At 69.3% G+C, this 5,804-nt stretch carries 8 protein-coding genes; all 8 read right to left on the bottom strand.

Annotated elements, in window-relative coordinates:
* Positions 1-283, bottom strand: a 283-nt coding sequence (locus tag E3T37_RS06020; RefSeq protein WP_134365908.1) for a hypothetical protein, incomplete at its 3' end; no start/stop codon positions are given.
* Positions 284-670: 387 nt separating this feature from the next.
* Positions 671-1,462 (bottom strand): uroporphyrinogen-III synthase, encoded by a 792-nt coding sequence (locus tag E3T37_RS06015; RefSeq protein WP_134365907.1) that lies wholly within the window; start codon positions 1,460-1,462, stop codon positions 671-673.
* On the bottom strand, positions 1,462-2,415 hold the full coding sequence (hemC, locus tag E3T37_RS06010) for a hydroxymethylbilane synthase (RefSeq protein WP_134365906.1): 954 nt from the start codon (positions 2,413-2,415) through the stop codon (positions 1,462-1,464). The genes E3T37_RS06015 and hemC overlap by 1 nt, the downstream gene beginning before the upstream one ends.
* Positions 2,412-3,506: a ferrochelatase gene (locus E3T37_RS06005; protein ID WP_134365905.1), complete on the bottom strand. Its 1,095-nt coding sequence runs from the start codon at positions 3,504-3,506 to the stop codon at positions 2,412-2,414. The genes hemC and E3T37_RS06005 overlap by 4 nt, the downstream gene beginning before the upstream one ends.
* Positions 3,506-4,270 (bottom strand): hydrogen peroxide-dependent heme synthase, encoded by a 765-nt coding sequence (hemQ, locus tag E3T37_RS06000; RefSeq protein WP_134365904.1) that lies wholly within the window; start codon positions 4,268-4,270, stop codon positions 3,506-3,508. The genes E3T37_RS06005 and hemQ overlap by 1 nt, the downstream gene beginning before the upstream one ends.
* A gap of 82 nt (positions 4,271-4,352) precedes the next feature.
* Entirely contained in the window at positions 4,353-4,727 is a 375-nt protein-coding gene (locus E3T37_RS17320; protein WP_241994541.1) for a hypothetical protein, read from the bottom strand.
* On the bottom strand, positions 4,717-5,163 hold the full coding sequence (locus E3T37_RS05990) for a phage holin family protein (protein ID WP_160141136.1): 447 nt from the start codon (positions 5,161-5,163) through the stop codon (positions 4,717-4,719). Before E3T37_RS05990 ends, E3T37_RS17320 begins: the two co-directional genes overlap by 11 nt.
* A gap of 43 nt (positions 5,164-5,206) precedes the next feature.
* Positions 5,207-5,584, bottom strand: a complete 378-nt coding sequence (locus tag E3T37_RS05985; RefSeq protein WP_134365902.1) for a YtxH domain-containing protein — start codon at positions 5,582-5,584, stop codon at positions 5,207-5,209.
* Positions 5,585-5,804: the final 220 nt, after the last annotated feature.

Raw genomic sequence — 5,804 nt, 5'->3', positions numbered from 1 at the left:
CGTTGCTGGCCCCCTGTTTCCAGGCCAGGGAATCGTGGCCGAGGATGCTGCGGGAGCGGTCCGCGACATCCGTCGCCGTAGACACCCTGGCCGCGTCGACCCGGCGGCCGAGCTGCTCCACCGCGCCGAGAACGGCCAGGGCGTCGGTGTCGGTGAGTAGCGATAACGTGATGTCGTCGAGGACCGTGGCGAGGGCCAAGGCGACTTGCCGGATCAGCTGCACAGGTGAATCTGCCGCCTCTGCCGGGGCGGCCGGTGACTGCCGTGCGGAGGCTCCTGCCATGCTCCGATTTTAGCAAAAAGCGTACGTGTTGTCGAGGCTATCTCAACTATTTACCAAAGTATTTCGCAGATAGTTACGAATGAGGCGGGTGTTACTCGTGGGACGACCCAGCCATCCGCCCGCCCGATGAACCGACGGGATCGGCGGTTGAAAGACGCCCTGACCTCTCACAGCCGCCTGCTCCCCAACGGCGGAAACGCGGCGCCGAAACCTCGCCGAACCGTGAGTTCGGCCCCTCCCCGTTCGAGAAACAGGGGCCAAACTCACGGCTCGGCGACGAAGACGAACACGAACACGAAGACGAAGTTTGCGGGGAGGGGAAGCGGGATAAGGGTGCGACCGGGAGAGGGTGCGACCGGGATAAGGGTGCGACCGGGAGAGGGGACCTCAGGGGGACTCGGCCACGTGCACCAGCGCCTGGATCAGGGACTCGGCGCTGGGCGCGTCGGCCACCACGTCGACCCGCAGGCCGATCGCGGCCGCATCCTTCGCCGTGCGCGGTCCGATGCACGCCACCACGGTGGTCTCCGGAATCGGGCCGAACTGGTCCTTGACCTGCTGGGCGACGCTCCCCGAGGTGACGAGCAGGGCCTGCACGTTGCCGGCCGCGACATCGGCGACGACACGCTGATCCACCGGCACCCCGATGGTGCGGTACGCGACGACCGACGAGACGTCGTGGCCGATGCGGCGCAGACCCTCGGTCAGCAACGGCTTGGCGATCTCCGACCGCAGGGTCAGGATGCGCAGCGGCACCTGGCCTGAGGTGGCCGCCTCCCACTCCTCGAGCAGTCCCCGGGCCGAGTTGTCCTCGGAGGGGACGAGGTCCACCCGGTAGCCTGCGGCCATCAAAGCGGCGGCCGTGGTCTCGCCGACCGCGGCGATGCGCGTGCCGGAGGCGACGACGGCGCGATGAGAGGTGAGCACGTCGACCGTGGTGGCGCTGGTGACGGTCATCCAGTCGAAGTCGCCGGCGGCGAGACGGGCCAGGGCCTCGTCGAGCGCGGGGGCGTCGTCGGTCGCGGCGAAGTTGATCATCGGCGCGACGATCGGCTGCGCCCCCCTGGCCCGCAGGTCGGCGGCGACGTGGTCTCCCCAGGGGCCGCCGCGGGGCACGAGCACGCGCCAGCCGGTCAGCGGCTTGTCGGCCGGTTCGATCTTCCGGTAGCGCGCGGTCATCACGAGGTCACCTCAATCGGGGCGAACCCGGCAGCGCCGCCCGCGAGCAGGTCTCGAGCCACCCGGTCGGAGACATCCTCGGCCGCCTCGGTCAGGTGCACAAGGGAGTGCGACTCGGGTGTGGCGGCGTGAGAGCTCACGACGCTGCGGGTGCCGTCCGGGCTGTAGACCGTGGCGGTGAGGAACAGGAGCCCGTCGTCGATGGCTGCCATCGTGCCGATCGGCGCGGCGCAGCCGGCCTCGAGCCGGGCCAGAACGAGCCGCTCGGCGGTGGTCGTGGCCTGCGTGGTGGCGTGGTTGAGGGTGGCCAGCGCCGAGGCGAGGGCCCGGTCGATCTTCCCCTCGCGCACCTCGATCGCGAGCGCGCCCTGGCCGGGAGCGGTGGGCCACTCCGAGAGTTCCAGGTACTCCCCGTCGACGGATTCGAGGAGGGCCAGCCGGCTGAGGCCGGCTGCAGCCAGGATGACGGCGTCCAGGTCACCCTCGGCGACCCGGCCCAGTCGGGTGTCGACGTTGCCGCGGATGTCGACGATGTCGAGGTCGGGGCGCCGCGCTAGCAGCTGGGCCACCCGCCGCGGGGAGCCGGTGCCCACGCGCGCGCCCTGGGGCAGCGTGTCGAAGGTCAGCACGCCGCGGGCGACCAGCACGTCGCGGGCATCCGCGCGCTTCGGGGTGGCGCCGATGCGGAGGCCGGGATAGGCGGCGGTCGGCAGGTCCTTCAAAGAGTGCACGACCACGTCGCAGTCACCGGCCAACAGGGACTCGCGCAGGGCGCTGGCGAAGACGCCGGTTCCGCCCAGGCTCGACAGGGGTTCCCGGGAGGTGTCGCCGTGCGTCGTGATCGGAACGATCTCCACCTCGGCGCCGGCCGCGGTCGCGATGCGATTCGCGATCGCCGTGGTCTGGGCCAGGGCAAGGGCGCTGCCGCGCGTGCCGACGCGAATCAGGCTCACGGAGCCATCCCGGCGACGGCGGGCTTGAAGCCCAGGCGGACGTTCTCGCAGCAGCCGGGGCGACACACGTCGTACCAGGGCCCGAGGTCGGTCTGATGCGGCCGATCGGCGTCGGGGGTGTCGTTCAGGCGCTCCTCGACCAGGTCGATCAGCCCGCTGACGAAGGCCGGGTCGACGCCGGGCGTCGGCACGCGCACGGAGACCAGGCCGAGTTCCCCGGCCGTCTCGGTGGCCTCGTTGTCGAGGTCCCACATGACCTCCATGTGGTCGCTGACGAAGCCGAGCGGCACGATCACGACGGCACGGATGCCCCGGGCCGGCAGCAGAGTGATGGCGTCATTGATGTCGGGCTCGAGCCACGGCATGCTGGGCGGGCCGCTGCGGGACTGGAAGACCAGCTGCCACGGGATGTCCAGGCCGGCCATGACCTTCTGGGCCACGGCCAGGTGCTGCGCGGCGTACGCGCCGCCCTCGCCGAAACCGCGCTCGGCCGGGCCGCTCTTGTTGGCGTCGGTCATCGGGATCGAGTGGGTGGAGAACAGGATCTCCACCTCGGTCGCCGGGTCGATGCCGGGAACCTGGGCCTCGACATCCGCAAGCCCCTTCTGAAGGGCGGTCACGAACGGGGTCACGAAGCCGGGGTGGTCGAAGAACTGGCGCACCTTGTCGATCTGCACCACGCCCTCGAGGCCGGTTGCGGTCAGTGCCGCCGCGAAGTCCTCGCGGTACTGGCGGCAGCCGGAGTAGGAGCTGTACGCGCTGGTGGCGATGGCGAGCAGGCGCTTCTGGCCGTTCTCGTTGGCCTCGGCGATCGTGTCGCGCAGGTAGGGCGCCCAGTTGCGGTTGCCCCAGAGCACGGGCAGGTCGATGCCACGGCGGTCGAGCTCGGCCTGGAGCGCGGCGCGGAGCACGCGGTTCTGGTCGTTGATCGGGCTGACCCCGCCGAAGTGGCGGTAGTGCTTGGCGACCTCTTCGAGGCGCTCCTCGGGGATGCCGCGCCCGCCGGTGACGTTGCGCAGGAACGGGATCACGTCGTCCTGGCCCTCTGGGCCGCCGAAACCGGCGAGCAGGATGGCGTCGTAAGTTGTCATTACTGCAAAACCTCCACGAGTTCGGCCGTCGTGATGCGGCGGCCGGTGTAGAACGGGACCTCTTCGCGCACGTGACGGCGAGCCTCGGTGGCCCGCAGCTCGCGCATCAGGTCGACGAGTTCGGTGAGTTCGTCGCTTTCGATCGGAAGCAGCCATTCGTAGTCGCCGAGGGCGAAGGACGAGACCGTGTTCGCGATCGCGCCGCGGAAGGCCGCGCCCTTGCGGCCGTGGTCGGCCAGCATCTTGCTGCGCTCGGCCTCGGGCAGCAGGTACCACTCGTAGCTGCGCACGAACGGGTAGACGGTGAGCCAGCCCTTGGGCTCGACTCCGCGCAGGAAACCGGGCACATGGCTCTTGTTGAACTCGGCGTCGCGGTGCACGCCCATGGCGTTCCAGGTCGGCAGCAGGCTCTTGAGCAGGCGGCTGCGGCGCAGCTGGCGATGGGCCCACTGCAGGGTCTCGGCGTCCGGGGCGTGGGTCCAGATCATCACGTCGGCGTCGGCCCGGAGTCCGGAGACGTCGTAGAAGCCTCGCACGGTGACGCCCTCGGCCTCGACCAGGTCCACGACGTCGTCGAGCTCGAGCACAGCGTGGGGAACGTCATGGCCGTCGAGGTCGTCCGGGTTCGCGGGGTCCTTGCGCAGCACCGCGAACAGAGTGAACCCCTGCGGCGACGCCTCGGGAGGGTCGATCGGAGGGTGGGTCTCGGCAGAGGTGGTGGAGTGAGGTGGGTTTACTGCCTCTCCGGCAGCCGGGTGAGTCATGGGTACTAGTCTCTACTTCTTTGGTCCGAGAGCCAAAAGACGGCCGCGGCTCCACGCCGGTTCGCGACGGTTCAGCCGCGGTTCAGCGGCGGCGGACGGCGTTCGCCCCGAGCCAGACCGATCCGCCCAGGACCGCGGCGGCGACCGCGGCGAGGCCGGCCAGCGCCAGGGGGTTCTCGTCCCGCATCCGCCGCAGGCGAAGCACGGCCCGGCGCGACTTGTACCGGAACTGCTTGGGGAGGTTGAGCTTGTACTCGATCGCGTCGAGGGTGCGCGCGAGTTCGGCGCGGGCGTCCGACGCCTGGCCGCGCAACTCGGCCTTCGACCGGGGCGCGGACTTTGCCGGCTCGACCGGCACGACGATGGTCTTCGACTCGGCGCCTGTCTTCGGCGCGGTGCTCGTCGTCAGTTCGGTGCTCGTCTTCGGTGCAGCGCTCATCTTCGGTTCAGTGCTCATAGTCGCCAACTCCCTTGAAAACGTCTACGTCGCGACGGATGCTCGCCGTCAGGCCGTTCGGATCCGTCGCGGTTCCGGCCTTCACCCGGTTGCGCCCGAGCAGCGCCAGAAGGAAGGCGATCAGCAGCATGGCCAGGGCAACCAGCAGCCCCGCCAGCCACAGCGGCAGGACCAGGGCGAGCGCGATCACGGCGACCGCGACCAGCACGCCGGTGGCGAAGAACGCCAGCACGCCGGCCACGACGAACAGTGCGACGCCGAAGCCGACGTTCTTCGCCTTGTCGGCCATCTCGGCCTTGAACGCCTGGAGCTCCGCCTGCACGAGGGCGCCGATCTGACCGGGCAGTTCGCCGAGCAGAGAGGACAACGAACGGCGGATCTTCGGGTTGAGGCCGTTGCCGTTCAATCCATTGATTTTGACTCCACTGTTGCTCACAGTTCCCCCTTCATTCGAAATGTCGCGGCGGCTACGTCGTGGCTCAGGCGGAGGGAGCCGAGTCGAACGGCTCAGCGGGTGAGGTCGTCGGACCGGTCGTCGTCACGGTGACGCGGCGAACCGTGGGGACATCCGTGGTTCCGGTCGTTCGGCCGGCCTTGTCCTGCCCGGCCTTGTCCTGCCCGGTCTTGGCCTGAACCGTGGCGACCAGCTTGCGGCCCCCTTCGAGGAGCGCCGAGGGCACATCCCCGACACGCTCGAGGGCGAAGTCGCGGGCCTCGTTCACCCGGCGCTGCACGGGCGGACGGCTCCACAGGTCCTGTGCCGCCGCAACGATCTGGTCGTAGCGCTTGCGCCCGGCGCGCGCGCCGAGAACGTAGCCGACAAGTCCGCCGGTGACGAACAGAAGCTTTCCCCGCATGTGTGACTCCATTCCTCAAGGTGCACGTATCTGATCAGAGTATCCCCCATCCGGGATGAGACGTATCTCCGACGGCGCCGATCTGAAACCGGGTGCCGATTCTCAGGCTGGTCGGGCCGAACCCTAGATGAGTGAGTCCTAATGGTCGTAGGCGATGAGGGATCGTTTGTTGGGTGTTCCGAGGAGCCAGTTGTGCCAGATTCCGGCGGCGAGGGCGAGT

The sequence above is a fragment of the Cryobacterium sp. TMT2-10 genome (assembly GCF_004403075.1).
Taxonomy (GTDB): domain Bacteria; phylum Actinomycetota; class Actinomycetes; order Actinomycetales; family Microbacteriaceae; genus Cryobacterium; species Cryobacterium shii.
Note: the sequence above shows the minus strand (reverse complement) of the source record. Positions and strands in the feature narration are given on the sequence as shown.